Annotated in this window: 28 protein-coding genes; 18 read left to right on the top strand and 10 right to left on the bottom strand. The window is 63.2% G+C overall.

Going from position 1 to position 24,798, the window contains the following annotated elements:
• Positions 1–13 precede the first annotated feature (13 nt).
• Genes ASE49_RS10760 through ASE49_RS10740 form a run of 5 tightly spaced genes read left to right on the top strand, consistent with a single transcriptional unit; the run spans position 14 to position 5,186 of the window.
• Positions 14–1,015, top strand: coding sequence for a bile acid:sodium symporter family protein (locus ASE49_RS10760; RefSeq protein ID WP_056771748.1), 1,002 nt, complete (start codon positions 14–16; stop codon positions 1,013–1,015).
• Positions 1,016–1,074: 59 nt separating this feature from the next.
• Positions 1,075–1,605, top strand: a complete 531-nt coding sequence (locus ASE49_RS10755) for a Csu type fimbrial protein (protein ID WP_056771745.1) — start codon at positions 1,075–1,077, stop codon at positions 1,603–1,605.
• Positions 1,606–1,633: 28 nt separating this feature from the next.
• Positions 1,634–2,326: a fimbrial biogenesis chaperone gene (locus tag ASE49_RS10750; RefSeq protein ID WP_162234243.1), complete on the top strand. Its 693-nt coding sequence runs from the start codon at positions 1,634–1,636 to the stop codon at positions 2,324–2,326.
• A 14-nt stretch (positions 2,327–2,340) separates the two neighbouring features.
• On the top strand, positions 2,341–4,689 hold the full coding sequence (locus ASE49_RS10745) for a fimbria/pilus outer membrane usher protein (protein ID WP_056772380.1): 2,349 nt from the start codon (positions 2,341–2,343) through the stop codon (positions 4,687–4,689).
• The gene (locus ASE49_RS10740) at positions 4,686–5,186 is read left to right on the top strand and encodes a Csu type fimbrial protein (RefSeq protein ID WP_056771740.1); all 501 of its coding nucleotides are present in this window, start codon (positions 4,686–4,688) and stop codon (positions 5,184–5,186) included. Before ASE49_RS10745 ends, ASE49_RS10740 begins: the two co-directional genes overlap by 4 nt.
• A gap of 43 nt (positions 5,187–5,229) precedes the next feature.
• On the opposite strand, the gene ASE49_RS10735 is transcribed toward ASE49_RS10740, so the two are convergent.
• The 4 genes from ASE49_RS10735 to ASE49_RS10725 form a co-directional block, all read right to left on the bottom strand.
• Positions 5,230–6,006 carry a sulfite exporter TauE/SafE family protein gene (locus tag ASE49_RS10735; RefSeq protein WP_056771738.1) on the bottom strand — a complete coding sequence of 259 codons (777 nt, stop codon included), beginning with the start codon at positions 6,004–6,006 and terminating at the stop codon, positions 5,230–5,232.
• Between the two features lie 171 nt (positions 6,007–6,177).
• On the bottom strand, positions 6,178–6,354 hold the full coding sequence (locus ASE49_RS17770; protein ID WP_082456404.1) for a YezD family protein: 177 nt from the start codon (positions 6,352–6,354) through the stop codon (positions 6,178–6,180).
• A 120-nt stretch (positions 6,355–6,474) separates the two neighbouring features.
• Positions 6,475–6,936, bottom strand: a complete 462-nt coding sequence (locus ASE49_RS10730) for an RrF2 family transcriptional regulator (protein WP_056771733.1) — start codon at positions 6,934–6,936, stop codon at positions 6,475–6,477.
• A 90-nt stretch (positions 6,937–7,026) separates the two neighbouring features.
• Entirely contained in the window at positions 7,027–7,770 is a 744-nt protein-coding gene (locus ASE49_RS10725; protein ID WP_056772378.1) for an energy transducer TonB, read from the bottom strand.
• Positions 7,771–7,955: 185 nt separating this feature from the next.
• On the opposite strand from ASE49_RS10725, the gene ASE49_RS10720 reads away from it, so the two are divergent.
• The 3 genes from ASE49_RS10720 to ASE49_RS10710 all read left to right on the top strand — a co-directional run bounded on the left by ASE49_RS10720 (position 7,956) and on the right by ASE49_RS10710 (position 9,487).
• On the top strand, positions 7,956–8,225 hold the full coding sequence (locus ASE49_RS10720) for a GlsB/YeaQ/YmgE family stress response membrane protein (protein WP_056772376.1): 270 nt from the start codon (positions 7,956–7,958) through the stop codon (positions 8,223–8,225).
• A gap of 105 nt (positions 8,226–8,330) precedes the next feature.
• The gene (locus ASE49_RS10715; protein ID WP_056771731.1) at positions 8,331–8,612 is read left to right on the top strand and encodes a hypothetical protein; all 282 of its coding nucleotides are present in this window, start codon (positions 8,331–8,333) and stop codon (positions 8,610–8,612) included.
• A 272-nt stretch (positions 8,613–8,884) separates the two neighbouring features.
• A complete protein-coding gene (locus ASE49_RS10710) occupies positions 8,885–9,487 on the top strand; it encodes a superoxide dismutase (protein WP_056771728.1) in 603 nt (200 codons plus the stop codon).
• A gap of 87 nt (positions 9,488–9,574) precedes the next feature.
• Here the strand turns inward: ASE49_RS10710 and ASE49_RS10705 are convergent, their stop codons facing one another.
• Positions 9,575–10,126: a sigma-70 family RNA polymerase sigma factor gene (locus tag ASE49_RS10705; RefSeq protein WP_056771725.1), complete on the bottom strand. Its 552-nt coding sequence runs from the start codon at positions 10,124–10,126 to the stop codon at positions 9,575–9,577.
• Complete coding sequence (locus ASE49_RS18460; RefSeq protein ID WP_235522941.1) at positions 10,119–10,319, bottom strand: NepR family anti-sigma factor; 201 nt, start codon at positions 10,317–10,319, stop codon at positions 10,119–10,121. The genes ASE49_RS10705 and ASE49_RS18460 overlap by 8 nt, the downstream gene beginning before the upstream one ends.
• Before the next feature lie 275 nt (positions 10,320–10,594).
• Here ASE49_RS18460 and ASE49_RS10700 point away from each other — a divergent pair, with 275 nt between their 5' ends.
• Positions 10,595–12,256, top strand: a complete 1,662-nt coding sequence (locus ASE49_RS10700; RefSeq protein WP_056771722.1) for a CHASE domain-containing protein — start codon at positions 10,595–10,597, stop codon at positions 12,254–12,256.
• Positions 12,257–12,392: 136 nt separating this feature from the next.
• On the opposite strand, the gene ASE49_RS10695 is transcribed toward ASE49_RS10700, so the two are convergent.
• Positions 12,393–13,184: a response regulator gene (locus tag ASE49_RS10695; protein ID WP_056771720.1), complete on the bottom strand. Its 792-nt coding sequence runs from the start codon at positions 13,182–13,184 to the stop codon at positions 12,393–12,395.
• Positions 13,185–13,555: 371 nt separating this feature from the next.
• Between ASE49_RS10695 and ASE49_RS10690 the strand changes: the two genes are divergently transcribed.
• Together ASE49_RS10690 and ASE49_RS10685 are read left to right on the top strand one after the other, a co-directional pair.
• Positions 13,556–14,212, top strand: coding sequence for a sigma-70 family RNA polymerase sigma factor (locus ASE49_RS10690; protein WP_056771718.1), 657 nt, complete (start codon positions 13,556–13,558; stop codon positions 14,210–14,212).
• Between the two features lie 25 nt (positions 14,213–14,237).
• Positions 14,238–14,657, top strand: coding sequence for a response regulator (locus ASE49_RS10685; protein WP_156370269.1), 420 nt, complete (start codon positions 14,238–14,240; stop codon positions 14,655–14,657).
• Between the two features lie 90 nt (positions 14,658–14,747).
• Here ASE49_RS10685 and ASE49_RS10680 read toward each other — a convergent pair whose 3' ends face one another.
• Together ASE49_RS10680 and ASE49_RS10675 are read right to left on the bottom strand one after the other, a co-directional pair.
• The gene (locus tag ASE49_RS10680) at positions 14,748–15,212 is read right to left on the bottom strand and encodes a pyridoxamine 5'-phosphate oxidase family protein (RefSeq protein WP_056771717.1); all 465 of its coding nucleotides are present in this window, start codon (positions 15,210–15,212) and stop codon (positions 14,748–14,750) included.
• A 48-nt stretch (positions 15,213–15,260) separates the two neighbouring features.
• Positions 15,261–15,743 carry a hemerythrin domain-containing protein gene (locus ASE49_RS10675; RefSeq protein ID WP_056771714.1) on the bottom strand — a complete coding sequence of 161 codons (483 nt, stop codon included), beginning with the start codon at positions 15,741–15,743 and terminating at the stop codon, positions 15,261–15,263.
• 137 nt (positions 15,744–15,880) lie between these two features.
• On the opposite strand from ASE49_RS10675, the gene ASE49_RS10670 reads away from it, so the two are divergent.
• From ASE49_RS10670 to ASE49_RS10650, 5 genes are all read left to right on the top strand, one after another.
• Positions 15,881–16,876 carry a DNA topoisomerase IB gene (locus ASE49_RS10670; protein ID WP_056771712.1) on the top strand — a complete coding sequence of 332 codons (996 nt, stop codon included), beginning with the start codon at positions 15,881–15,883 and terminating at the stop codon, positions 16,874–16,876.
• A 48-nt stretch (positions 16,877–16,924) separates the two neighbouring features.
• Positions 16,925–17,416, top strand: a complete 492-nt coding sequence (locus ASE49_RS10665) for an asparaginase domain-containing protein (RefSeq protein ID WP_056771709.1) — start codon at positions 16,925–16,927, stop codon at positions 17,414–17,416.
• Positions 17,417–17,591: 175 nt separating this feature from the next.
• A complete protein-coding gene (locus ASE49_RS10660; RefSeq protein WP_235522940.1) occupies positions 17,592–19,061 on the top strand; it encodes a sensor histidine kinase in 1,470 nt (489 codons plus the stop codon).
• Positions 19,054–19,530 carry a response regulator gene (locus ASE49_RS10655; RefSeq protein ID WP_235522939.1) on the top strand — a complete coding sequence of 159 codons (477 nt, stop codon included), beginning with the start codon at positions 19,054–19,056 and terminating at the stop codon, positions 19,528–19,530. The genes ASE49_RS10660 and ASE49_RS10655 overlap by 8 nt, the downstream gene beginning before the upstream one ends.
• A 38-nt stretch (positions 19,531–19,568) precedes the next feature.
• Complete coding sequence (locus ASE49_RS10650; protein WP_056771703.1) at positions 19,569–21,335, top strand: putative bifunctional diguanylate cyclase/phosphodiesterase; 1,767 nt, start codon at positions 19,569–19,571, stop codon at positions 21,333–21,335.
• Between the two features lie 9 nt (positions 21,336–21,344).
• Here ASE49_RS10650 and ASE49_RS10645 read toward each other — a convergent pair whose 3' ends face one another.
• Complete coding sequence (locus ASE49_RS10645) at positions 21,345–21,788, bottom strand: Lrp/AsnC family transcriptional regulator (protein WP_056771700.1); 444 nt, start codon at positions 21,786–21,788, stop codon at positions 21,345–21,347.
• A gap of 136 nt (positions 21,789–21,924) precedes the next feature.
• Between ASE49_RS10645 and uxaC the strand changes: the two genes are divergently transcribed.
• Positions 21,925–23,367 carry a glucuronate isomerase gene (gene uxaC / locus ASE49_RS10640; protein ID WP_056771696.1) on the top strand — a complete coding sequence of 481 codons (1,443 nt, stop codon included), beginning with the start codon at positions 21,925–21,927 and terminating at the stop codon, positions 23,365–23,367.
• A complete protein-coding gene (locus ASE49_RS10635) occupies positions 23,364–24,794 on the top strand; it encodes a mannitol dehydrogenase family protein (protein WP_056771693.1) in 1,431 nt (476 codons plus the stop codon). Before uxaC ends, ASE49_RS10635 begins: the two co-directional genes overlap by 4 nt.
• The last annotated feature ends 4 nt before the right edge of the window (positions 24,795–24,798 follow it).

Raw genomic sequence — 24,798 nt, 5'->3', positions numbered from 1 at the left:
GAGACCGGCGGAAATGAAGGGATTACTGGCGCGGCTGAACGTGGACCCGTTCCTGTTGATGCTGCTGGGCACCGTTGGCCTGGCCTCCATTCTCCCGGCGCGGGGCATATGGGCAGGGGTTGCGGGCGGAGCGGCGGATGCAGCCATCGCGCTGCTGTTTTTCCTGCATGGCGCAAAGTTATCGCGCGAAGCGATCCTTGATGGCGCCCGCGCCTGGCGGCTTCACCTGACGGTTGCCGCGGTAAGCTTCGTGCTGTTTCCGATCATCGGCCTGGGCGTGCGGGCAATTCCCGGTATCGAGCCGTCGCTGGCAACTGGCGTCCTGTTCCTGACACTGCTGCCATCGACCGTGCAATCCTCCATCGCGTTCACGGCCATTGCCGGCGGAAACGTGGCGGCAGCGGTGTGCAGCGCGTCGTTTTCAAATCTGGCCGGCATCTTCATTACCCCGCTGCTGACGGCCTTGCTCATCACCGGGCGCACGCAGGGGTTCTCGACCGACCCCATCATCGACATTAGCGTGCAACTGCTGCTGCCGTTTCTGGCCGGGCATTTTCTGCGGCCCTGGATCGGCGGCTTTGTGTCCCGTTACAAGCAGATCCTGGGCTACGTCGATCGCGGCTCGATCCTGCTTGTGGTCTACACCGCGTTTGGCGCAGCGGTAATCCAGGGCTTGTGGCACAAGGTGACGTTGGCGGAACTGGGGCTGATCGCATTGATCTCGCTGGGGGTTCTGGCCATCGTGATGGTGGTGGCATCGGTTGCCGGCAAGCTGCTGGGCTTCTCGCGCGAGGACCGGATCGTGTTGCTGTTCTGCGGCTCCAAGAAAAGCCTGGCCACCGGCGTGCCGCTGGCCGGGGTGCTGTTTCCCGCAGCGCAGGTGGGCGCGATCATTCTGCCGCTGATGTTTTTCCATCAGATCCAGCTGATGGTGTGCGCCGTGCTGGCGCGTCGCTTTGCCGCTGATAAAGATGCGCCCACAGAGCCGGCCGTGCTGGCGCCCAAACCCTCTTAGGGAAATCTCCGGAGCGCCGCGTAGGCCGACTCGCAACCACGCGATGGTAAACGAGGCCTATGAGCACCGTTCACCATCCCCGCAGGGCTTCGGCCTGCCTTCGCCTTCTCGCCGCCGGGTCGATCCTGGCCGCCGGGATCGTTCTTTCTCCATCAGGCGCGTCGGCTGCGACGGCGACGGACACCATGACGGTGACAGCGACCGTGCAGTCCGCCTGCGTTCTGACGGCCAGCCCGCTGGCGTTCGGCAGTTATAATCCAACGTCTGCGACGAACCTGGATGCCAGCACCACCGTCAGCGTGACCTGCACGCTGGGCACGCCGTATAACGTGGGCATGGGCGCGGGCGCTGGCACCGGCGCCACCACCACCGTTCGCAAGCTGACCAGTAGCAGTAACACGTTGAATTACGCGCTGTATCAGAATGCCGGACGCACCACCAACTGGGGCAACACGGTAGGGACCGATACCCTGTCCGCCACCGCCGGGCTCACCGCCAACGCCATCAACGTCTACGGACGTATCCCGAGCGGCCAGAACACCATCGCCGGTTCCTACACTGATTCCGTAACGGTCACGGTCACCTATTGAGATGATCACCCGCCGGCCTTCGAGCGCCATGGTCGTGGCCGTCATGCTGCTGGCCGGCGCGGTGATCGCGGCTTGCGGCGTCGCCCCAGCCCGCGCTGGCGCCTTGACCGTGATGCCGGTGCGTATTGAGGTTCCTTCAACCCGCCGGTTTTGCGCGCTCACGCTGGGCAACCGGGCGGACCGGCCAGTGACCGTGCAGGTGCGTGGTTATGGCTGGACGCGGGACACGCAGGGTAACGATACGCTCACGCCCGATCCCGCATTCGTCATCAACCCGCCGATCGCCACGATCGCCCCGCAAACGGAAAGGCTCATCCGCTGCAGCCTGCCTGCCGCGCACCCGGGTGCAGCGCCCGAGCAACAATGGCGACTGATCGTGGATGAGCTTCCCGATCCGACGCTGGCCCGGCCTGGCGTGGTGCAAACCTTGTTGCGGATCTCGGTACCGGTTTTTCGGGCTGACGAGAAAGCCGCCCCACGGCTGACCGCCGCGATCACTGCAACGGGGGTTCGCTTGTCCAACGTCGGGACCCGTTACGTGCGGGTGCTGAGCGTCAGCACGCCCGCGCAAGATACGCCGACCCTAAGCGACCGCGCGTTCTACCTGCTGGCGGGAGGTACTCTGGATCTGCCTGTGGAGCGGACGCTGTTGGCCGCCTCTGCCGTGCACGTGAAGACCGAGGAGGGCGCGTTCGACGTACCGCTCTCCGCCGCGAAATAGCGTGGCGCGCCATGATGATCCGCGCGGTCTTCGTGCCCGTCCGGGCGGCCATCGCGGCTGCGTTGCTGGGCCTGCTGTTTTGCGCCCCGGCGGCTTTGCATGGGCAGGATAGTGTCGCGGCGGTCGACGGTCCGGTGCCGGTCGGCATTATCGTCAACGGGCAGGCCATGCCGGACCCCGGCCTGCTGATCGTGCGCAAGGGGCGCGTGCTGGCGCGGCGCACCGACGTGGAAGCGTGGGGACTGAGCGTGCGATCAGCCGCGGAAGAAACGGTCGCGGGAGAAAGTTACGTCGCGTTGGACACGATGTCTGGTCTTGTCGCGCGCCTTGAGGACGACGGCGCGACACTGCGGATTGAAGCGGATCTGGCCCTGTTTCCCCATATGCATGTACAACCCGGATACCGCGTAGTGCCCGTGGCGCCGGCGATCCCTGCGCAGTTCGTGGACTACGACCTCACGCTTGGCACCTGGGACGGGATAACGCGGATTACCGGGCTGGTCGATACTGGCGTGTCGGGCCGTTGGGGCGTGGCGGGCACCAGCGTGCTGGTGGATACCGCACGCGGCGGCCTGACCCGTCTGGACACCGCCCTGCGCCGCGATTTTCCGGATCGCCGCGTCCGCCTTGTGCTGGGCGACAGCGTGGGGCGGGGCGCACCGTGGAGCCGGCCGGTGCGGTACGGCGGCATATTTCTGGGCACTGACTTTTCGCTCGATCCGCAAAGCATCAACTTTCCGCTGCCCACGGTCTCGGGCAGCGCGCTGGTGCCGTCCACCGTTGAACTGATCGCGCAATCCTCCCGCCAGTCCTATGAACTGGGGCCGGGGCGGTTCGACCTCGCGCTGCAACCGCAGTTGACCGGGGCCGGGGCGGTGACGATGAGCGTGCGCGATGTGACCGGCCAGACGCGGCAGGTGACCCGCAGCTTTTACACCAGTATCGATCTGCTGCGCCCCGGCCTCAGCCAGTTCGCTTTCGAAGCCGGCGCGCTGCGGCGCGGCTTCGGGTATCGCAGTTTTGCCTACGGACCGCTGTTTGCCGCTGCCGGCCTGCACCGGGGCCTGACCAGCACCTTGACGATGGAGACACGGGCCGAACTGTCCGCCGATACCCGCATGGCCGGGCTGGGCGCCGTGCTTGTGGTCGCGCCGCTGGGGCAGGTGTCGGTGGCGGGCGCCGTCTCGCAAGGTCATGCCGGAACCGGCGCGCTGGTGCACGCGCAGGCGCAGCGCATCACCGCACGCTACACCCTGTCGGCAAGCTATGAGCGCGCCGATGCACGCTTTCGCCAAGTGGGCGAGCCCCGCATTAACGGCGGCGCGCGCAGTGAACTGGCGGTGGCGGGTGGGCTTTCGCTGGGTTGGATCGGCAGCGTGAACGCCAGTTATGCGCGGCTGGCGCAAGGACGCGGCAGCGCCGGCGCAACCCGCTTCGATCTGGCCTCGGCATACTATACGACCAGCATCCGCTCGGCGTTCGCCTCCATTGGCGTGCAATACACCCGCAGCCGCGACGTGAGCGCGCGTGGCCGCAGCGCCGGGATCTTCGGCAACCTGACCATGCCGCTCGGACCCCGCAGCCAGGTTGCCGCGCTGGCCGAGCCGGGACGCGGGGCGCTCGCCTACAACCAAAACCTCCCCGACGGCACCGGCAGCGGGATGCGGGCGCTCGCAGGCTATGATCGCGGGGCACAATGGCTGGAGGGCGGTGTTTCCTACCGCACCCAGGCTGGCGACATCCGGCTGGATGGCTGGCGCCGCCAAGGCGGGAACGGCGTGCAGCTCAACGCCCGCGGCGGGGTGCTGCGGATCGACAGGGCGGTGCTGGCCACGCAGCATGTGGATGACGGCTTCGCGCTGGTCGAGGTTGATGCCGATGCGCCGGTGACCGTCACGGTCGAAAACCGGCAGCGGCCACGCAAGGCGGGGCAGGGCCGGCGCGTTATCGTTACCGGCCTGCAGCCCTATGCGGAGAACCATATCGGCGTAGACGCCGCCGATGTACCGATCACCGCCGATCTGCCAACCGCCGTGCAGACGATCGCGCCTGGATGGCGGCAGGCCGCGCGGGTGCGGTTCGGCGGGGCGACCCGCCAGGGGCTGCGTCTGCGGTTGGTGGACTCGGCGAGTGCGGGATTGCCGGCGGGATCGGCGGTCACCTGGCCGGGCGGGGCGACGGTGGTGGGGTATGATGGGGAGGTCTGGATCGAGGACCTGCCAGCGACCTTGGTCGTGCTTCACGTTACCGGCAGCGCCGGTGCCTGCGATGTTACGCTGCCCCAAGGCCTGCACAATCCGGGGCCCGGCGCATCGATGCCGGTAACCTGCACGCCTGCACTATCGGAAAGGCCAAAGCCATGAGATCATCGCGCATAGCGCGGCTGGCGCTCGTCTTGGCGGCTGTCTCCACCGGGGTTTGCGCGCCCATGCCGGTATCGGCAGCAGGTTGCACCGTGTGCATTTGTGGCATGTCCACCACGGCCTTGAGTTTCGGCACGTACAATCCCAGCAGTTCGACGGCGCGCACGGCGACCGCCACCGTCAGCGTCAACTGCATATCGATCACCTTGCCGATCAATACGGCGGTGGACCTGAGCCTTAGCGCGGGCACATCCGGCACCGCGGCGGCGCGTGAGATGGCCAACGGCACGGCGCGTTTGGGCTACAACATCTTTCAGGACGCCGGCCACGCGACGATCTGGGGCAACGGCAGCAATGGCGGGCAGGCCCAGAGCCTGTCCATCACCAATTCCCTGAACTACACCGCGAACAGAACGGCCTATGGCCGGATTCCGGCGAACCAGTACGTCAGCACCGGAAGCTATACGGATCCGATCATCGTGACCTTCACGTTCTGAATGGGAGCGGTGAACGCCTGTCCAGTCCTTAGAAAATCGGCCCCTAGAAAATCGGCCAAGCCTTCCAGAGGCTGAACAGGCTGGTGGCGATCAGGACGAGGGAAACCGCCAGCAGCAGAACGCGGGGCTGCATGCGCTTTGCCATCAGCGCGCCGAACGGTGCGGCGATCACGCCACCGACGATCAGGCCCACCGTCGCGGTAGTGAAGGCAGCCAGTCCCAGCGTCGTGATGAAAGCGATCGAGATCGAGGCGGTCAGCAGAAATTCCGAGGTGTTGACGGTGCCGATGGTCTTGGCAGGCTCGCCCCCCTGAACCAGCAGGTTGGAGGTGACCACCGGCCCCCAGCCGCCGCCGCCGGCCGCGTCCAGAAAGCCGCCAGCCAGCGCAAGCGGCGCGGTGTAGCGGGGGTTGGCGAAGCGCGGCTTGTTGAGGCGCAAGGCCTTGATCAGCAGGTAGACCCCGATGCCCGTCAGATACGCCATCACGAACGGGCGGGCCACCGAGGCGTCGATGTTGGACAGCAGATACGCGCCGGTCACCCCGCCGATAATGCCAGCCGGGACAAGGCGCAGGAACAGCTTCCAGTCCACGTTACGGTGAAAGATATGGCTGATTCCCGAGGTACCGGTAGTGAACAGTTCCACGACATGCACGCTGGCCGAAGCCGCGGCGGGCGCCACGCCGACCACGCTGACCAGCAACGTCTGGGTGATTACGCCGAACGCCATGCCCAGCGCCCCATCGACGATCTGCGCTGCAAAGCCGATAGCGACAAACGGGGCGATGTCGGCAAGCTGGGCCGGCAACGTATCGAGCATTCAGGGTCCTCCCAGTGTAGGGTTGGAACTGGCCGGTCGCAGGCCGGACGGTAGCGTTTTGCGCGCACCAAAGTTCGGTATCTCGGGGCGAATACGGAGCATGGACGCGTTAGGAATATGCGCTTTGCAACGCGCCAGGATCGTCCGAGGCTTACCCGTCCGTAAAAATGTTCAGTGATTGAAGCGCCGGCGCTCGGTTACGTCAACCTGCATCAGCTTGCCGTCGTGAACGGTAAGCTGGATCACGCCGAAACGCAGATGTTGCAATGCCTCGATCACATGGCGGACGCCGTCGTTTAGCAGGGGATGCTCCTCGGCAATCGCATCGGCAGGTTTGGTAATTCTCATGTTGGCCTCGAAGACAGTGAGCGGGCTGGCTCTTTGCCATTGCCGGCAACCTTATTCTCAATCGGATAAGTTGACAATGCTGTTGTCGATAGGTTTGCTTTGTGGGCCGATAGCGCGATCTCAGCCGACTTCCAGATCGTCCGCCGCCTCAAGGCCATCGGCGGCAGGCACCGGATCGATCCGGTCCGCCAGGCGCACACCGTCCAGCAGGTTCGCCGTAGCATCGCGCACCTGCAACATCAGTGCGCGCACCCGGCAGTCCTTTTCCTCCAGGCAGTTCTTGCAGGTTTCGTGTGCGAAGCGGCTGGCGCACGGAACGAGGGCAAGCGAGCCACGCATGATGCGGATCAGGTCGCCGTACGTGATGTCGATCGGCGGCACGCCCAGCCAATAGCCGCCGTCCTTGCCGCGCTGCGACGCTACGATCCCGTATCGCGACAATTCCGATAGGATCACGGTCAGGAACTTGGCGGGAATGTTCTGCTTCTCGGCAATGTCCGTCAGGGGGATCGGACCCTGCCCGTATCGATCAGCCAAATGCTGCATCGCCCGGATCGCATAACGTGTTTTTTGCGAAAGCATGGGTGCAGGGTCTCGTTGAAACGCAGGAGCATCAGTTGCGCCCATTGCAGTCGATGCGTCAACCCACGCCGCCTAGCAGGCAAGCGATATCTACGGCTGTGGTTCGGGCGGCCAGTACCAGCCGTGGTTCTCGATCATGATCGCGGGTACCGGGCGTCCGGTTGCATCGCGCGATGGCTTGAAGCGAAAGCGTTCGGTGATGAGCCGGCACGTCGTCGCGTCTAGCTGGGGCCGACCGCTGGACACCAGGATGCGGCACTCGCTTACCCGGCCATCGATGCCGATGCGGTATCGCAGTTTCAACTCCCCGCCGGTTTTTGCCTCGCGAAGATCCTCCGGCAAATCGGAGAAATGCAGCCGCCCGCGGATCTGGCGGGGCCGGGTGACGGCATCATCAGAGCCGCCATCCCCATCGCCGTTACCGCCCCCGCCGTCGCCATCGCCAATGCCGCCGGCGCCTTCGCCCTGTCCCTTGTGATCCGAAGCCCCGTTCTGCGCGGCGGATCCGGTTCCTGCCTTGGGTGCGGTGGGCACGGGCGGCGGGACGATCAGCGGCGGCAGCATCGCAGGCGGCGCAACGACCTGGGTGGCTTTATTGCGCAGGTTCGCGGGAGAGGGGCGTCCCTTAGCAGCGGTGGAATGCGCTTTGGCTGGCGTTTCGCGTGGCTTGTGTTGTGGCGGTGGCGGGGTGGAGGCAATTACCGCCACGAGCGCGCCACCGTGCTGGTTTGAAGCGTGAGCGGCAAGCCCGGCGATGATCGCCGCAAGCCCACCGAGCACGATTGCGAGCGCGGCAAGTGCCGAGACTATCCGGTCCTGGGTTGAGCTGTGCACGCCGAGGATCTCCTCTGCAGTACATAACCCGGTCATACTATTTAAGGTTTCGGATCAATGCGATTCCATGTCGTGCCGACATATAAACGCAAAAAATGCGACAAACCGTTTCGGACCTGCGCGGAACCATGATCGCGATGGGCGGTTATCCCGATCAATCTAGCCAACTTTTTGGAGACGGCAACATGACCCTTCTTCTTATCCTTATAGTCGGCGGCGTTATCGGCTGGCTCGCTTCGATCGTTATGCGCACCGACGCGCAGCAGGGCATCTTCCTGAACATCATCGTCGGCATCGTCGGCGCTGTCATCGCCGGTTTCGTGATTACGCCGCTTATCGGCGGTGCACCGATCACTAGCGGAAACTTCGATATCCTGTCGCTCTTCGCCTCGTTCCTGGGTGCAGTGGTACTGCTTGCTATCGTAAACCTTTTCCGTCGCGGTTCGGTTCGCTAAGAACGCCTCGATCCTAAGTCTCCGTTTTGGAGACTTAGGGGGAGGCTGGCGCTCCTCCCGGTGCTAAAACGGCGCATATGTTTAACAGGGAAAGGGATTCTCTCCATGAAAGTCATCACCATGCCGCGTCTTGCGATGATTGCAGTAGCTTCGGCCTCGCTTGGCCTCGCTGCTTGCAACAACCCCAAGGACGACGCGACCGAAAAGGCCGCAGACGCCGTGGAAGCAAGCTCGGAGGCCGCTGCTGATTCGCTTGAGAGCCGTGCGGCAATGACCACCGGCGCCGCGTCGGAAGCCCTCGAAGACAAGGCTGATGCCGTGAAGAAGTCAGGCGAAGCCAAGGCTGACGCCCTGGAAGACGCGGCTGACGAAGCCAAGAAGAACTGATCAAGGCCGCTTGTGCCCCACGGATCGTGGTGGCCCTGACGGTCGATTGACTAACGCCCTCTCCCCTTGCAGGGCGTTGGCAATCAAGGGAGAGGATGGCGGAATGTCCGCCATCCTTTTTCGCGTTTGGGCCTGCGGTCCGCAACGCGCTTAAAATTGATCCATCATGTGCTTGAATTGTCGGCCCCAAGGCCAGACATAGGCCCAGAAAAGGGCAATCCCGTTCCAAGCGGGGCAGCCAAGTTCACTACAACAACAACAGGAACCATGCCATGACCATCGCCCTGATGCCGCTGCCTTACGCGCAAGACGCACTGGAACCGCATATTTCCGGCAAGACGCTCGAAATTCACCACGGCGCTCATCACAAGACCTATGTCGACAAGCTGAACGCTGCGATCGGTGGCACCGAAAACGAAGGCAAGCCGCTGGAAGACATCATCGCTTCCGCCTCTGGCCCGCTGTTCAATAATTCCGCCCAGACCTGGAACCACGGCTTCTACTGGCACTCGCTGTCGCCGAAGAAGACCGCACCTTCCGGTGACCTCGCCGCCGCGATCGACAAAGACTTCGGGTCGGTCGATGCGCTGCTGGAAGCCTTGTCCAACGAAGCGGTCAATCACTTCTCCAACGGCTGGGCCTGGCTGGTGTCTGACAACGGCACTCTGAAGGTCATCTCCACGCATGACGCTGACAGCGCGTTAGTGAAGGGCGTTACCCCACTGCTGACCGTCGACGTGTGGGAGCATGCATACTACATCGACCAGCTTAACAAGCGCCCCGCGTATGTGAAGGCCGTGCTGGAAAATATCCTGAACTGGGATTTCGCAGCGGAGAACTTCAGCCGCGGCACGCCTTGGGTCTATCCCGCCTGAAGCACTCTCGTTTCAGGCATTGAAAAGTCCCCGCTTCCATCTCGGAAGCGGGGGCTTTTGTTTAGCGCGAGCAGCGGTGCCGTGTGGCTAGACCGCCTTGCGGGATTTTACATCAATCGGCGGTTGCTGCTGGTCGCTGTCCAGCAAGCGGGCAAGGTCTGCACGCGCACGCGCAACGCGGCTCTTCATGGTGCCGATCGGGCATCCGGCGATTTGCGCCGCTTCTTCATAGCTGAAACCGGAGGCGCCGACGAGCAGCACCGCCTCGCGGCGCTCGGGCGCCAGCTTCTGCAAAGCGGTTTCCATGTCGCCCAAATGAAGCGGACCTTCCTGATCGGCTTCCATGACAAGCATGCGCTCCACCGCGCCGTCGTCCATATCCGTCTGGCGCTTCGATCGCCGCAGCTCAGACAGGTAATGGTTGCGCAGGATCGCAAAAGTCCAAGCCCGCATGTTAGTGCCAGCCTGATACCGCTCCCGTGCTGTCCAGGCCTTGATCGCCGCTTCCTGCACCAGATCGTCGGCAAAGTCCGACCGACCAGAGAGCCCGCGCGCGAATGCACGCAAGTGCGGCAACACCGACATCAGTTCTTTCCGAAACCCCTCGTCTGCCGGGGTATGACGGGTGCGTTCAGCCATCTTCGTCGTCGTCCAGCTTCTGGAGGAGATCCTTGAAGCTGTCCGGCAACGGCTCTTGGACGACCGAATTATAGAGTTTTCGCAAACCTCCGGCCCAGCCGGGTTCCGCTTCTCCGTTGGTTTGGGGTCGGACTTCGGGAGGCTGGCCTGACGGTCGGCCGGGATCACCACGTCCATTGGGCTGAGACAACACGAACTCCCTTTCACCGCCGCACCTGAAGGCCAATCGCCTTGCGATCAAGCCTGGCGCGCGGCCAATTTTCGGTGACCGGTTTCCTCCCCGGCGCGGGCCGACGGGAAGGGGCGCTTCACGGGCTTCGTCCGGGCTTTTGACCGAGCGAAGGTGGTTTCATCATGGAACAAACGACCTCGTTCATGGTTCCCCTAGCCGAAGTGTGTTGGCATAGCGATGTCTCTGTGGTCACAAGTGACCGCCAGTGCGGGCTTGGAGTTACGGGACTGTGAGCGTTGATTGACCAGGCGCTGCTCGACAGGGTGGGCAAGCAGGCGTGGTTTCACCGATATCCACGCGGCTGGCCATTTCTGCTTTTCATCATCGCTGGGATGACGACCGCAGTGTCGGTGATGGCGATCGAACGCGCTGACAAGCAGACGCGGGCGGTTGAACTCGATCGCAACCTTACTGAAATTTCATCGGCCTTGCAGCGCCGCGTGACCGAAAACATCGCGCTTCTGCGCGCCGGCAGCGCCTTATTCTCCACGCAGGGCGAAGTGTCCCCGGCGCAATTTACGGAGTTTGCCCGCGATCTGCAGGGCGATGGCACGCTTTACGGGTCCTTGGGGATGGGCTGGGCACCGCTGGTGCCGGTAGACAGCCTCGGGCAATTCGAACTGGACACGCAAAAGTCGGGTCGCATGGACTTTTCGGTCACGCCGCGCCCTGGCATTACCCAGAAATACGTCACGCCGGTCTATTATCTTGAGCCGCAATCGCCGCGCAATAGGTCTGTCATCGCGTACGACCTCTTCTCCGACGCCGTGCGACGGCAGGCCATGCAACGCGCCATCACGCGTCGCGGCCCGGCGGCGACAGGGCTGCTTCAGTTGACCCGCACCAGCGGCTATGGCGGTCCGACGACCGGGTTCATGATCTTCATGCCGGTGTTCGCCGAAGGGCGGGGCCGTGCGGTCAAAGGCTTCGTATTCAGCCCATTTAGGGCCCAGTCGTTCCTGACCTCGGCGAGCGAACTGTATCGCAACGAAAGCATCGACGTTGCGATATACAACGATCACGTGGCGCCCGACATGCTGCTTGCCGAACAGCGGGCAGGCGGCGCGGACGGCCCGGCGATAGAGCGCCGGATCGATGTGGCGGGCCAGGACTGGGTGGTGGAGGTAACCGATCGCAAGGGCGGGGTCCTGTCGCCGCTATCGCGCATCACGTTGTTCTTCGGCGCCCTGGCATCGCTGATGGTGATGGCGATGGGCCGGTTGATCACCAAGCGTGCGGCTGACGACCGCAGGGTGCTCGAATGGCTGACCAGCCAGGCCTCCATCCGCAATTCGCTGACGCGCGAACTCAATCACCGGGTCAAGAACACGCTTGCCAACGTATTGTCCATCGCCGCGCTGACCCGGCGGCGGGCGCGCAATATCGACGATTTTACCGAAAGCCTGACCGCGCGGATCCGTGCCTTGTCGGCCACGCACGACCTGCTTTCCCAGTCGGACTGGGGACATGCCGCGTTGGGCGATATCGTCAGCTCGGAACTCGCGCCTTACATGGAGGGGCATGAGAACCACGTGATCATGTCCGGCCCGAGCATAAAACTGGCGCCGAATGATGCCATGTCGCTCGGGCTTGCGATCCACGAACTGGCGACCAACGCGGCCAAGTACGGCGCGCTCAGCACGATCGAGGGTCGTATCCACGTCCATTGGGCGCTTTTGAGCCCGGAACTGGCGGAGCTTCACTGGCGCGAGGAAAACGGCCCGCCGGTGAGTGCGCCTGTCAAGCGTGGCTTCGGTCGGGACCTGATCGAGAAGATTGTCGCTCACGAACTCAAGTCCGAGGTGGACCTACGGTTTGAGCCTGGTGGCGTAGAATGCCGGCTCAAAGTGCCGGTACGCGTCAGCCGCGAGTTTGCACTGCGCGCGGAGAAGCGCTGAGGCGCCGGCGCGAGAAGCCCATCGTACGTCAGCGATAACCACACGAAAAGACGCCGTCGCAACCGGACTGGTCGCGACGGCGGTATATTGCTTGTCCATCTGGGAGCCTGCGGCGCCCTGTATCACAGCGCCGTGGTCAGCGCAGCGGCTTGCTCGATCCGAAGAAAAGGGCCTGGCTGATCTGGGCCCGCACGGTGGTTTCCTGGAACGGCTTGGTGACCAAATAGGTGGGTTCGGGCCGCTCGCCCGTCAGCAGGCGTTCGGGATAGGCGGTGATGAAGATCACCGGCACGTCGCCGAACTTGAGCAGATCCTCCACTGCGTCGATCCCGGAACTGCCATCGGCCAGTTGGATGTCAGCAAGCACCAGCCCAGCGGGATTGCGCTGGAAGATTTCGAGCGCCTGCGCATGTGTGGCGGCGGTTCCGACCACGGTATGGCCAAGGTCGGTGACCAGCCCTTCAAGCTGCATGGAGATGAGCGGTTCGTCCTCGATAATGAGTACGCGAGTGGCGCTTTCGCCTTCGATTTCGGCGATCGCCTGGGTTACCAGCGCGTCCACTTCCTCCACGTCCAGTCCAAGGATGCGGGCAGCTTCCTCGCGCGTGAATTCCTCCACCGTAGTCAGCAGCAGGGCCTGGCGGTGCGCGGGGGCAATCACGGACAAGCGTTCCTGCGCAGCCTGTTCGTGCAGGCCGCCGAGAGCGCCGCTGGTTTCGTCAACATGGCCGGTTGACCAGATGCGCGTGAACGCTTCGTACAGCGCCGCGCGGCTGCGGGCGATGGCATCGCGCAGGGACCGGTCGGCCAGTGCGGCTTCGAGCGTGGCCCGGACATACGCGTCGCCCGAATGCTGTGAACCGGTAAGTGCGCGCGCGTAGCGGCGCAGGTAGGGTAGCTGAATGGCGATCTGATCAGAGACGGACATCAAAATTCCTCGGGCCTGTTGGGGAAAGAGCTTCCCGATTGTGTTCTTCAAGGCGACCGTTCGCCTTTGGGCCGGCGTCGGTTGTCTGACTCCGTGCAAGGCATAGGGCAACTGGAAAATTTTTAGCGGCGAAATGCATTGCGGGGAACCAACGATAAAGCACTACGTTCCCATAGTATCACCGCTGGATCCCCCACCCCCCGCAACCAGCAGTGATCCAATCCCGAGGCCCTCGATCACTTCATTGTGATCGAGGGCCTCTTCCTTTGTGCGCAAAAACGAAGGGGTGGTCCAAATGCAAATTCAATGCCCGGGAACCAATTCGAATTGGGTGGCGTTAAGGTTGCAGTTAGATGGATGGAGGGTGTGCGATGTCAGCAGCTGTCGAGGCAGGTGTAGATGTTCAGGTTAAGCCTGAAAACAAGGTTGCTTTGAGCGACCGTGACTTTCGACGTGCCTTGGCCGAGGTTGCGCCGCATCTGCGTGCGTTCGCACGCGGCCTTTGCGGTTGCCGTGACCGCGCCGATGATCTTGCGCAAGAGGCCATGTTGCGTGCTTGGGCGGCACGTGAGCGTTATGCCGCCGGCACCAATTTCAAGGCGTGGACCTTTACGATCCTTCGAAACCACTTCTATTCCGAGGCGCGTCGTGCCCGCTTTCATGGTGAATACGATGAACTGGCGGCGGAGCGCATCCTGCGCGCCGAAGCCAGCCAGGAAAGCGCCGTCGAATTGGCAGACGTGCTCCGTGCGTTGACCGCAATCCCCGAAACGTACCGTGAAGCGCTCGTGCTGGTGGCTGCCGGAAACCTTTCTTACGAAGAGATTGCGGACATTTGCGGTATCGCGCTTGGCACCGTTAAGAGCCGAATCTGCCGTGCTCGCGCAATGCTGTGCAAGATCATCGAATCAGGTCAGCTTCCCGATTTCCGCCACAACTTCCTGCTCGATGGCGACGCGATCGATGCATTTTTCGCCGAGCTGACCAAGATCGCCAATCACAACGACCGTCCCAAGTTGGCTGCCTGAAGCAGCGCTTCCGGGGATTTTCAGATTGCAGCCGCGTATCTCACCTGTCGGAAAAGTTCTGATCGTCGAGGATGAGTTTCTCGTTGCGCTGCAATTAGAAGACATTGTGTCGGATGGGGGGCATGCCGTGATCGGTACGGCCCCCGATATGGACGCGGTAAAGCGGCTGGGTGAAGCTCCCGACGTTGCTCTCGTCGATCTGAATTTGCGTGACGGGTTGACCGGTCCCGCCATCGCGCGGGAAATTGCCGGTCGTTTTGGTGCGCGGGTAATCTACGTCACCGCGAATCCTGGCCAGATCGATATGCCCGCCTGCACCGCCGTTGGGGTAGTGCAAAAGCCATTTACGCGGCAGGCAATTCTGGCCGCAATCGCATTTGCGCTATCTGACGATGTCGAAGCTGACCGGCCTTGTGAACTTGAGCGGCTCCGTCAGTTTACCTGACGGCGCGGCCTCCCACTTACAATCGCTGATTAATAAAAAAGCGCGGTGGTTATCCCACCGCGCCCTTTTGATTTCATGCCTGGTATGCGTTCAGACAGCGCCAACAGCGTGATCGCCGGCCTCATGCCCCTGGATTGGCTTGCCGGTCAGCAGCTTGAACATGCCCTTCAGGCCCAGTTCTGCTGTCCACACTTCGCCGTCTTCAATATCGAAGCGCAGCATCTCCACCGAAGCATCGTCCTTGCCGCCGGGGAACCAGGCTTCGACGGCATTGTTCCACTGCGCTTCGCGGCGGGCCCGGTCAGTCTCCTCGACAAGAGTACCCGAAATGCAGGCAAACACATCGTGGCCCTTCGTCATCACCTGACCCATCGCCTTGCCACCGCCGGCAATGCGGTTGTCGCGCTTGGCGAAGAACCAGATCGCGTGATGCGCGTCCTTATCCAGCATCGCCGTCATCGGTTCGGCGTGGCCTGATGCGTCGTTCAACTTCATCATGATGAACGGGCTGGCGCTGAACGACTTCCAGAAAGTGTCGCTTATCTCTTTGTCCATCGTATGTCTCCTTGATCTATGTTGTGATGGTAATAGCTAGCGCTGCTTTTATTCGCGCGCGTCGCCTGGAAGTTCCTTTTCGGCGTTCGCCAGTTCCTTGGGCTTGCGAGCCTCGAAGATCTTGGCGAGCCGGGCTTCGTCTTCGGCGGAAAGCTTCTCGGAAGCCTCGGGGAACATGTCCTCCTCTTCCTCGTCGATGTGATGGAGGTAGCGGTGGCGCATTTCCTTGAACTTGGTCATCCAGGCAGAGGAGCTCATGTCCATTTCATACAGTTCCCCAAGAAAATCATCGATTTCCTTGTGTTCCGAAACTGAATGGCGCGCGTCCTCGCGCAGATCTTCCCGGCCCAGCATGGTCGCATACAGCGACTCTTCCTCGGCGGCTGCGTGCGCCTGCAATTCCTTGCGCAACGTTTCGAACAAGCTCTTGCGCTCGTCACTGGCACCCTTGGTGTCGCCCAGCTTTTCCAACAATTCACGGTGTTTGTCGTGATCGTTCTTCAAATCCTGGAAGATCTGCGCGTCTGCCATGGTCGTCTCCTGCGATGTTCTTGTCCGAGTGCTGGTCAAGGAACGGTCGCGGACGCATCCGGTTTCATTAGCGTGCGACAACTTCGCTTGCCGTCGCGCGTTGATGAAGACAATCACGTAACGGAAAACGCGCAACAATGCTGATGACGCGCATCGAAACATCGCTCAAGTTCGCTGAGGAAAGCGCGCCCGGAATTACGCGCAAGCGCGTCCGGGGCGATAAGTGGGCCTATTTCGCGCCAGACGGAGCGCGGATCAAGGGTCGCGACGAGATCGACCGGCTCAACCGCATCGCCTTGCCGCCAGCGTACGAGAATTGCTGGTTCTCCCCCGACCCGCATGTCCATCTGCTGGCCACCGGCTTCGATGCGCGCGGGCGCAAGCAGTATCGTTATCACCCCGACTGGCGTCAATCGCGCGAAGACAAGAAGTTCGAGCTTTGCCCGCGTTTCGGCGGTGCGCTGCCGGTGTTGCGGGCGCGTGTGGCGGATGACCTGCAGGGGCGGGGCCTGGGGCGGGAGCGGGCGATCGCTTCGGTCGTGGCCTTGCTCGATACCGGCGCGATCCGCATCGGCAATGAGCAGTATGCCAGGACGAACAAGAGCTTCGGGGCGACGACCTTGCGCAATCGTCACGCCCGGATCGAGCGGGGCACGTTGCGCCTGCGCTTCAAGGGCAAGTCTGGCAAGCTGCAGGAAATCGCGTGCGACGACCGCTCCTTGGTGCGGTGCGTGCGCAAGATGCAGGACCTGCCTGGTCAGCACTTGTTCCAGTACCTTGATCCTGACGGCGAGGCGGTGCCGGTGCACAGCCACGATGTGAACGCCTATCTTGCCGAAACGATGGGTGAGGGGTTTACCGCCAAGAATTTCCGTACGTGGGCGGCCAGCACGCTTGGCTTCGCGATGCTGTTTGCGCAGCCGGGTGTCTCGTTGCGCGCCATGCTGGAGGAGGTATCCGGGCGGCTCGGCAATACGCCTGCGATCGCCCGCAAATCCTATATCCATCCCGCGATCATTGCGGTGGCGAAAGGCGATACGGACGCCATAGCTCTGCCAAAGGCTCTGCCGCGCAGCACCCGGTGGATGTCGCGCGAGGAACGGGGGCTGCTGGCGTATCTGGAAAAGCTGTGAAAGGGTGGTTGTTGCGTATCGCCAGGGCATGGCGCTAAGGCACACGCCATGAGTCAGGCACCCATCCTCATCGTCACCACCGGTGGTACTATCGACAAGCAGTACTTCGATGCGCTCAGCGAATACCAGATCGTCGAAAGCGTGATCGAAAAGCTGCTCGTCACAGCCCGCGTCGCGCATCCTTTTCGCGTGGTCGAACTGTTGCGGAAAGACAGCCTGGAACTGACGGACGCCGATCGCGAATTGATCGCGCAAACCGTGACGTCCGCGCCGGAATCGCATGTGGTGATAACTCACGGCACCGATACCATGACCGACACTGCCGCCGCCCTTGCCGGGCTTACCGAAAAGACCATCGTGCTGTGCGGCGCACTGGCGCCAGCGCGGTTTGCCGAAAGCGATGCGGCGTTCAACCTGGGCATGGCGTTCGCCTGCTGCCAGGCCGCGCAACCGGGCGTTTGGATCACCATGAGCGGCTCGGTTTTTAACGGCCTGCAAGTGCGTAAGGACCGTGAAGCCGGAAAGTTTGTGCCGCGTTAACCACTGCACCTCGCATTTTTCTGCGGGTTTACGCGTGATCCCCTATCAGCTGTTCGGGTCTCGATAACAGCCGCTGTGTACCCATTGTCAAAGACAGGCGCCGAGTTTCCGGCCCTGACCGATTGGGCCATCCCCTCGCACCTATGTATGGGCTGGCCGCTGGCAAGGCGGACACGTGACACTGGCAATGCAACTCACACCCGACATCGAGGCTCCCCTGATCAAGGCGCCCGTCGCGGCGCTGACAATCGATAGCGCGGGGGTGATATCCTGGGCCAATGCAGCCGCCGCGAGTTTGCTGGCCGAGCCTGATCCGGCCGCCTTACGGCTGAGACTAATGGCATTGTGGTTCAGCGAGGAGGACGCCGCGACACTCGCGCACATGCTCGATGTGTACTTTGCCGTGCCTAACGACACGCGCGATGCCTGGACCCGCCAATTCACGCTGACCGCCACCGATGGATCGCGGCCGATAGTGGACATGACGTTGACCCCGATCCCCGGCGAGGACGGCTCCCGTGTGGTGGTCTATCTGGCGAACCACACGCGCGCCGTCACCGCCGAACGCCGCTTCACCCAGATGTTCGAAAGCCTGCCGCTCGGCATCCTCGTCATCGACGCGCGTGGCCATATCGCGCAGGCCAATGCAACGCTGGCCAACCAGTTCGGCTGGCGGGTGGAGGACATGATCGGTCGACCGCTGGGGATGCTGCTGCCCGAGCGCTACCGTACGCAGCATGTGCACCAGGTTGCCGGCTACGCCGCCGCGCCGGTTTCGCGCATGATGGGCATGGATCGTGATCTGACCGGCCTTCACAGTTCAGGCCACGAATTTCCGGTGGAGATCGCGCTGACGCGGTTCGAAAGTATCGCCCAGCCGCTGTTCATGGCGATCGTAAGCGACATCTCCCATCGCAAGCGGTCAGAAAGCGCGCTCCAGCAAACCAACGCCCAGCTGGAAGAATTCACGTATGTTGCCAGCCACGACCTGCGCTCACCCCTGCGCGGGATCGGCGATCTGGTGACCTGGGTGCGCGAAGATCTCGCCGAAGCGCTGGGCGAGGACAATGTTCCGGAAGCTGTCACGCACAATTTCGAGCGGATCACCCAGCGCATCGCCCGGTGTGAGCAGATGATCGACGACCTGCTTGATTACGCCCGCATCGGCGTGCGTGACCCGCAGGTTCATCCCATCAATCCACGCCAGCTGGTGGAAGAAGCCATCGCCCTCACCCGCATTCCAGACACGTTCCGGGTGGAGGTGGATATCCAGGGCGATGATCTGGTGGCTCCGCGCGCACCGCTCTCCACCTCGCTGCGCAACCTCATTTCCAACGCGGTCAAGCATCACGGCAAGGATGGCGGGCTGATCCGCATATCAATGCGCGAGGAGGGACGGTTCAGCGTCTTTACCGTGGAGGATGACGGGCAGGGGATCATGCCGGGCAACGAGGAGCGCATCTTCAAACTGTTCCATCGCGCCTCGCCGGGCACCGACGGCGACGGCGTTGGCCTGGCGTTCACCCGGCGCATGATCAACGCGCACGGCGGTATGGTCACCGTCCAGCGCGACGGCACGCTGGGGGGCGCCAAGTTCGAAGTGTACTGGCCACGCATCCTGCTGCGGGAGAACGATGATGATTGACGCAATGTCGCCGGCTCGCGCCCGCGCAACGGCTGCGCACAAGCCCAGCTCTACCGGCGTCACCGTGCTGCTGGTGGATGACGACGACGTGGCCATCGAGGGGGTCATGCGCAGCTTTCGCAAGCATGAGGTGCCCTGCCGTGTGGTTACTGCGGGCGAAGGGCGCGAGGCGCTTTCCGTGCTGAACGGCACGCACGCCACCAAGCATATCGAGACCCCGGTTATCGTGTTGCTGGATCTCAACATGCCGGTGATGGACGGCTTTCAGTTCCTCGATGCGCTGCGGGCCGATCCGGAGTTGAAACGCACCGTGGTGTTCGTGCTGTCTACCTCGGCGCGAGAACAGGATCGCTGCCGTGCGTACGATGGCCATGTGGCCGGCTACATGGTGAAATCGGCGGTCGGGCCCCAGTTCGCACGGCTGGCCGACTTCATCAGCAAATATACCCGCACGCAGGAACTGCCTTGAACGCGGTTTCCCACGGTTGCGCAAGGAGCCTTGTCATCATGGACCACCTGCATAACGGCACCCGCGATATTCACGCCCTGATCGTGGATGACGACGACGTAGATCGCGAAAAGCTGATGCGCATGTTGCGGCGGGGCCCGCGCAACATCACGTTCGAGCAGGCCGCCTCTCATGCGCAGGCGCTGGGCATGATCCGCCAGCCCGATGCCCATTACGACATCGTGTTCCTGGATTTCGGACTGAAGGACGGAGACGGGCGCGACCTGCTGCCCGAAATCCGGGCGGAGATTGATCCGGATTGCCCGATCGTGGCGGTCACCGGCAACGCGGACCAGCAAGTCGCCGCCGATTCCATCAAGTCCGGCATGACCGAATTCCTGACCAAGCGCACGCTGTCTCCCGAACGGGTCGCCGCTTCGGTGGAAGAAGGGATGGCATGGCGCAAATACCGCCAGGAACTGCGCCGTGCGGAGGAAGAACTCACGCACCGCTCGCTGCACGATCCACTGACAGACTTGCCCAACCGCACGCTGTTTGCCGATCGTCTGAGCCAGTCCTGCGCGCGGGCACGGCGCAGCGGCGATCCGTTCGCGGTGGTGATGATCGACCTTGATCGGTTCAAGGAGATCAACGACAGCCTTGGCCATGCCGCCGGCGATGCCGTCCTGGTGACGATCGGGCGGCGCCTTCGCGAGCATCTGCGCGAAGTGGACACGACCGCGCGTCTGGGCGGTGATGAATTTGCCGTGCTGCTGCAGAATGTGGACGGGAAGGATTCCGCGCTCGCCGTCGCGCTCAAGCTGACCGAGCTTATCGAGCAGCCGATCGTTTACGATGGCCGGCTGCTCTATGCCGGCGCATCCCTGGGCATCGCCCTGTGTCCGCAACTGGGCTACGATCCCGATGCGCTGCTGCACGCTGCCGACGAGGCGATGTACCAGGCCAAGCGCGGCCTGGAAAAGGTCGCCTTCGCCGAAGGGCGCGAACGCCGCCTGGCAGCGCCGCAGAACGAGCGCAGCCTGCTGCATGACATTGAGGACGCGTTGCAACACCGCGCATTCGACTGGCATTGGCAACCCAAAGTCGACATGCGCAGCGGCAAGGTGCTGGGCTTCGAGGCCCTGGTGCGCTGGACGCATCCCAAGACCGGACCGGTGCCCGCGGATGCCCTGATCGAAACGGTCGAGCAGTCGCATCTGCTGGAAGACTTCACCTACCTCAGCCTCGATGTCGTGTTGGAGCAGTTCGCCCGCCTGCAGCATGTGGTGGACGGCGCGGGGATCGCCATCAACGTATCGGCGCGGATGCTGGAACGGCCCGGCTTCGTGGGCCGGGTGGTCGAGGCGATTGCCCGCTACCGAGTCGATCCCGCGCGCGTGGTGCTGGAACTGACCGAAACGGCGCTGATCGCGCACCCCTCGCAAGCGAAAAGGGTGATCGAGCAACTTCACGACCACCAGATTTCCCTGTCCATCGACGATTTCGGCGCCGGCTTCACCTCGTTCGGGTATTTGCGCGAGTTTGCGGTGAGCGAGATCAAGATCGACCGGTCCTACATCTCACGTTTCACGGAAAGTCGGTTCGATCAGTCACTTGTCACCTCGCTCGTGGTGCTGTGCGAAAGCCTGGGTATCCCGCTGGTGGCGGAGGGCGTGGAAGATCCCGAGACGCAGGCGATGCTGGTGGCGATGGGCTGCATCTGCGGGCAGGGCTATGGGATCTGCCGCCCGATGCCCTATGATGACGTGCGCGGCTGGGTGAAGAGCTGGAACGCGGATCACGGCAAGCGCCGTCTCAGCGCCTGAGTTGCGCTATCATTCCTTGATCGTCTGCATCGCCACGAACGTTGAGGTGCTGGCGACATTGGGCAGCACGGAAATGCTTTCGCCCAGCGTCTGGCGAAAGTCCTTGATATCGCGCGACCGGATCTTGAGCAGGTAATCGTAACTGCCCGCGATCATGTGGCATGCCTCCACCTGGGTGATGGCGATAGCCGCCTTGTTGAAGGCATCGAGCGCCTGTTCGCGCGTGTCGGACAACTTCACTTCCACGAACGCGATGTGATCGAGGCCCAGACTGGCATGGTTGATCACGGCGCGAAACCCGCCGATCACACCGGCGTCAATCAATTTGCGCACCCGAACCTGGCACGGCGTTTTCGACAAGCCGACCTGCCGCGCCAGGTCCGTCATCGTGATGCGCCCGTCCACTGCCAGAACCGCGATGATCTTTTCGTCGAAAGCATCGATCTCGGCCATCACGACACCTCTTGCGCTACGTACCCTGCGGCTTTCGCGCCGAGGGCCGCGCATTGCAAGCACCGCGCGGAAATATGACATTGCCAGCGCTGGCACAACTTAGTAACCGGGCGCAGCGCCAAGGAGTTGCCCCGTAATGCCCAAGCTTTCGCTGCACCCCGATCGTCTGTTTCCGGCCGACCCGACAACCCGCGCAATCGCGCGTGAATTGTATGCGCAGGTGGCCGGATTGCCGATCGTCAGCCCGCACGGTCACACAGACCCGGAATGGTTCGCAACCAACGCGCCGTGGTCGAACGCCACTGAACTGCTGCTGGCGCCGGACCATTATCTGTTCCGGATGCTGTATTCGCAAGGGATCGACCTTGATGCGCTGGCGGTGCCGCGCAGCGGCGGGGTGTTCCCCGATACCGACCCGCGCGATGCATGGCGGACGTTCGCGGCGAACTGGCACCTGTTTCGCGGCACCCCGTCCAGCATGTGGCTGAACCACGTGTTTTCGGAAGTATTCGGCATCGACGTGGCGCTGGACGCCGGCTCTGCGGACCATATCTACGATGCCATCGGCGCGGCTCTGGCGACCCCGGCGTTTCGGCCGCGCGCGCTTTTCGAACGCTTCAACATCGAACTGCTGGCAACCACCGAAGGCGCGGCCGATGATCTGGCGCACCACAAGGCGATCCAGACGTCCGGCTGGTCGGGCAGGGTGGTGACCACCTACCGGCCTGATTCGGTGATCGATCCAGAACACGATTCCTTCAGCCGCGACATGGCCCGTTTCGCGCAGCTGTCTGGCGAGGATGTGAGCACGTGGCACGGCTATCTGGCCGCGCACCGCAAGCGCCGCGCCGATTTCCGCGCCTTGGGCGCCACGGCGACCGATCACGGCTTTCTCACGCCGCGCACCGCCAATCTGTCACGCGTCGAATGCGAGGCGCTGTTCGGCAAAGTGATGGGCGGCAAGGCGAGCGCGGACGAGGCGGAACTGTTCCGCGCCCAGATGCTGACGGAAATGGCCCGCATGAGCCTGGAGGATGGCATGACCATGCAGATCCATCCCGGCGCCACGCGCAACCACAACGCCCGGCTGTTCGCCAGCCACGGGCGCGACAAAGGGGCCGACATTCCGCGCGGCACCGAATATGTGGAAGCGCTGCGCCCGATGCTGGACCTGTTCGGCAACGAGCCGGACCTTACCGTGATCCTGTTCACGCTGGACGAGACCACCTACGCGCGCGAACTCGCGCCCTTGGCCGGGCACTATCCCTGCTTGCGGCTGGGACCGGCATGGTGGTTCCACGATAGCCCGGAAGGCATGCGCCGATTCCGCGAGATGACCACCGAAACCGCGGGCTTTTACAACACCGTCGGGTTCAACGACGATACCCGCGCGTTCCTGTCGATCCCCGCCCGCCACGATGTGGCCCGGCGGATCGACTGCGGGTTCCTGGCCCGTCTTGTGGCGGAACACCGCCTTGCCGATTGGGAGGCTGCCGAACTGGCGCACGAACTTACCGTGGGGCTGGTGCGCAAGGCCTACGGTCTGCAAGCCCCGGTTCGTGAAGCGGTGCCGGCATGACCCGCCTTTCGCAATCCACCCTGGGTTCCCTTCCCGCGCAGGTCGCGCGTCCGCAATACGATCGCGCGGCGGTCAAACCCGGCGTCGTGCACTTCGGGCCCGGCGCGTTTCACCGCGCGCATCAGGGGGCGTCGTTCGATATGCTGCTGGCCCAGGACCCGCGCTGGGGCATCACCGGCGTCAGCCTCAATTCGCGCGGCGTTGCCGATGCGCTGGCGCCGCAGGATGGGCTATACACGCTGGCGCTGCTGGACGCGCAAACCGAGTATCGTGTGATCGGCGCGATCGGCACGGTGCTGACGCGCGACGATCCAGCCGCCATCAAGGCCGCGCTCGCCCGTGCCGATACCCGCATCATCAGCGCGACGGTGACGGAAAAGGGCTACACGCTGGGCGCGGACGGTGGCCTCGATTTCGCGCATCCGGCCATTCGCGCCGATCTTGACGCTTCGCAGCAAGGCGATTGGACGCCGGGGTCTTTCGTGGGCTGGCTCGTGCGGGGCCTGCAGGCACGACGGCGGGCGGGCCATCATGGCGTCACCGTGCTGTCGTGCGACAACGTGACCGACAACGGCCGCAAGCTGGAAGCGGCCACTATCGCCTTCGCCCAGGCAATCGACCCCGAAACGGCGCGCTGGATCGCTGATACCACCACTTTCCCCAATGCCATGGTCGACTCGATCACGCCGGCCACCGACGATGCCCTGCGCGCCCGCATCCTGGCCGAAACCGGTCTGGAGGATGCCTGGCCGATCCAGCGTGAACAGTTCATGCAATGGGTGATCGAGGACCGCTTCGCCGGCGAACGCCCCACCCTCGAAATTGCAGGCGTGACGTTCACCACCGACGTACGCCCGTTCGAAACCGCCAAGCTGCGCTTGCTGAACGGCGCCCATTCCGCGCTGGCGTACATCGGGTTGGGGCTGGGGCTGGAAACCGTCGCAGAGGCGATGACCCATCGCGACCTGGCAGCGTTCATCGAACGGCTGATGCGTGAGGACATCGCACCCTCGGTCAACGCCCCGCCCGGGCTTGACCTGCCGGGCTACATTTCCGCCGTCTTGGGGCGTTTCACCAATCCGGCGATCCGGCATCTGCTGTCCCAGATCGCTTGGGACGGATCGCAAAAGCTGCCGTATCGCCTGCTGGGAACCGTGCGTGACGCGATGGCGGCGGGCCGTCCGATAGACCGGCTGGCGGTGCCGATCGCTGCGTGGCTGCGCTTCTTGGAGAAAGCGGAGCGGGACAACCTGCCGCTCACCGATCCGCTTTCCGATCGCCTGCTGCCGCGCGCCAAGGACTGGCAGCAGATCCTGGCGATGCGCGACATCTTCGGCGATCTGGGCGAAAACGCGCAGTTCGTGCGCGCTGTTGCCAGTGGCCTTGCGGCGCTGGAGGCAGGACGGTTGGAGCCGCTGCCCGCCTGACCTG

Origin of the sequence: Novosphingobium sp. Leaf2, assembly GCF_001421325.1 — a bacterium.
Taxonomy (GTDB): domain Bacteria; phylum Pseudomonadota; class Alphaproteobacteria; order Sphingomonadales; family Sphingomonadaceae; genus Novosphingobium.
Note: the sequence above shows the minus strand (reverse complement) of the source record. Positions and strands in the feature narration are given on the sequence as shown.

Excerpts from the sequence above, each read along its gene's own strand:
- ASE49_RS10755 (WP_056771745.1), top strand. The coding sequence starts at position 1,075 with ATGAGCACCGTTCACCATCCCCGCAGGGCTTCGGCCTGCCTTCGCCTT.
- ASE49_RS10695 (WP_056771720.1), bottom strand. The coding sequence starts at position 13,184 with ATGTCCGTCTCTGATCAGATCGCCATTCAGCTACCCTACCTGCGCCGC.
- ASE49_RS10690 (WP_056771718.1), top strand. The coding sequence starts at position 13,556 with ATGTCAGCAGCTGTCGAGGCAGGTGTAGATGTTCAGGTTAAGCCTGAA.
- ASE49_RS10665 (WP_056771709.1), top strand. The coding sequence starts at position 16,925 with ATGAGTCAGGCACCCATCCTCATCGTCACCACCGGTGGTACTATCGAC.
- ASE49_RS10745 (WP_056772380.1), top strand. The coding sequence starts at position 2,341 with ATGATCCGCGCGGTCTTCGTGCCCGTCCGGGCGGCCATCGCGGCTGCG.
- ASE49_RS10730 (WP_056771733.1), bottom strand. The coding sequence starts at position 6,936 with ATGCTTTCGCAAAAAACACGTTATGCGATCCGGGCGATGCAGCATTTG.
- ASE49_RS10735 (WP_056771738.1), bottom strand. The coding sequence starts at position 6,006 with ATGCTCGATACGTTGCCGGCCCAGCTTGCCGACATCGCCCCGTTTGTC.
- ASE49_RS10705 (WP_056771725.1), bottom strand. The coding sequence starts at position 10,126 with ATGGCTGAACGCACCCGTCATACCCCGGCAGACGAGGGGTTTCGGAAA.
- ASE49_RS10680 (WP_056771717.1), bottom strand. The coding sequence starts at position 15,212 with ATGGACAAAGAGATAAGCGACACTTTCTGGAAGTCGTTCAGCGCCAGC.
- ASE49_RS10650 (WP_056771703.1), top strand. The coding sequence starts at position 19,569 with ATGGACCACCTGCATAACGGCACCCGCGATATTCACGCCCTGATCGTG.
- ASE49_RS10670 (WP_056771712.1), top strand. The coding sequence starts at position 15,881 with ATGCTGATGACGCGCATCGAAACATCGCTCAAGTTCGCTGAGGAAAGC.
- ASE49_RS17770 (WP_082456404.1), bottom strand. The coding sequence starts at position 6,354 with ATGAGAATTACCAAACCTGCCGATGCGATTGCCGAGGAGCATCCCCTG.
- ASE49_RS10635 (WP_056771693.1), top strand. The coding sequence starts at position 23,364 with ATGACCCGCCTTTCGCAATCCACCCTGGGTTCCCTTCCCGCGCAGGTC.
- ASE49_RS10720 (WP_056772376.1), top strand. The coding sequence starts at position 7,956 with ATGACCCTTCTTCTTATCCTTATAGTCGGCGGCGTTATCGGCTGGCTC.
- ASE49_RS10710 (WP_056771728.1), top strand. The coding sequence starts at position 8,885 with ATGACCATCGCCCTGATGCCGCTGCCTTACGCGCAAGACGCACTGGAA.
- ASE49_RS10750 (WP_162234243.1), top strand. The coding sequence starts at position 1,634 with ATGGTCGTGGCCGTCATGCTGCTGGCCGGCGCGGTGATCGCGGCTTGC.
- ASE49_RS10715 (WP_056771731.1), top strand. The coding sequence starts at position 8,331 with ATGAAAGTCATCACCATGCCGCGTCTTGCGATGATTGCAGTAGCTTCG.
- uxaC (WP_056771696.1), top strand. The coding sequence starts at position 21,925 with ATGCCCAAGCTTTCGCTGCACCCCGATCGTCTGTTTCCGGCCGACCCG.
- ASE49_RS10760 (WP_056771748.1), top strand. The coding sequence starts at position 14 with ATGAAGGGATTACTGGCGCGGCTGAACGTGGACCCGTTCCTGTTGATG.
- ASE49_RS10740 (WP_056771740.1), top strand. The coding sequence starts at position 4,686 with ATGAGATCATCGCGCATAGCGCGGCTGGCGCTCGTCTTGGCGGCTGTC.
- ASE49_RS10655 (WP_235522939.1), top strand. The coding sequence starts at position 19,054 with ATGATTGACGCAATGTCGCCGGCTCGCGCCCGCGCAACGGCTGCGCAC.
- ASE49_RS10675 (WP_056771714.1), bottom strand. The coding sequence starts at position 15,743 with ATGGCAGACGCGCAGATCTTCCAGGATTTGAAGAACGATCACGACAAA.
- ASE49_RS10645 (WP_056771700.1), bottom strand. The coding sequence starts at position 21,788 with ATGGCCGAGATCGATGCTTTCGACGAAAAGATCATCGCGGTTCTGGCA.